The sequence below is a fragment of the Paenibacillus puldeungensis genome (genome assembly GCF_042678945.1).
Taxonomy (GTDB): Bacteria; Bacillota; Bacilli; order Paenibacillales; family Paenibacillaceae; genus Fontibacillus; species Fontibacillus puldeungensis.
Genome location: NZ_JBHTLM010000047.1, coordinates 1 through 981, shown reverse-complemented (window position 1 = coordinate 981; position 981 = coordinate 1). Strand labels below are relative to the sequence as shown.

Annotated in this window: 2 tRNA genes and 3 rRNA genes; all 5 read right to left on the bottom strand. The window is 51.1% G+C overall.

Features of this window, described 5'->3' with window-relative positions:
* Window positions 1-125, bottom strand: a 23S ribosomal RNA gene (locus tag ACFQ3W_RS25990); the annotation flags it as partial.
* Between the two features lie 299 nt (window positions 126-424).
* Window positions 425-500, bottom strand: a tRNA-Ala gene (locus ACFQ3W_RS25985).
* Window positions 501-537: 37 nt separating this feature from the next.
* A tRNA-Ile gene (locus ACFQ3W_RS25980) sits at window positions 538-614 on the bottom strand.
* Window positions 615-654: 40 nt separating this feature from the next.
* Window positions 655-771: ribosomal RNA gene (gene rrf / locus ACFQ3W_RS25975) — 5S ribosomal RNA — on the bottom strand.
* A 101-nt stretch (window positions 772-872) separates the two neighbouring features.
* Window positions 873-981, bottom strand: a 16S ribosomal RNA gene (locus ACFQ3W_RS25970); the annotation flags it as partial.

Genomic DNA, 981 nt, shown 5'->3' with positions numbered 1-981 from the left:
GCCCCATTCGGATATCCCCGGATCAAAGCTTGCTTACAGCTCCCCGAGGCGGTTTCGTTGTTCGCCACGTCCTTCTTCGGCTCCTAGCGCCTAGGCATCCTCCGTGTGCTCTTAGTAGCTTAACCATGTTGCTCTGGTTGTTGCGTCTGGTGCTCTCTTGTTCGCCGTTTTGCATCGCTTGCCTCAGCAAGCTTGCTCACGTGCTCTCAAATGATCCCCAGCCACAAAACCTTCGCTAGCCACTATTAGTTCAAACTTGATTTGACACAAGTTTTCAGCTAAAAGGATTGTTCTAAAACGCAAATTTCGTTTCGTTTATCCAGTTTTCAAGGATCAAGTTCCTTCGCCGTTTTACCGGCGGAAGATTATCATATCATTTCCCACCTTACCGTTCAACCGGTAAGTAATGGAAGTGATATTATTATGGTGGAGCCAAGGAGGATCGAACTCCTGACCTCCTGCTTGCAAGGCAGGCGCTCTCCCAGCTGAGCTATGGCCCCATGCACATCCCAAAAAGCGTTCGTTATGGGATATAAATGGTGGGCCCTAGTGGACTCGAACCACCGACCTCACCCTTATCAGGGGTGCGCTCTAACCAGCTGAGCTAAGGGCCCATAACAGTAATATGATTTTGTGAACCCAATAATGGGTTGCGCTTGGCAACGTCCTACTCTCCCAGGACCCTTCGGTCCAAGTACCATCGGCGCTGGAGGTCTTAACGGTCGTGTTCGGGATGGGTACGCGTGGAACCCCTCCGCCATCGTCGCCAAACGCTTGAGAGTTGAACTCTCAAAACTGACCAACGAGTGAGTAACAGGCCTAAACCTGATTTGTATTTGAATGTCTTCGTTGCAGAAGACGATTCTCCATAGAAAGGAGGTGATCCAGCCGCACCTTCCGATACGGCTACCTTGTTACGACTTCACCCCAATCATCTACCCCACCTTCGGCGGCTGGCTCCTTGCGGTTACCTCACCGACT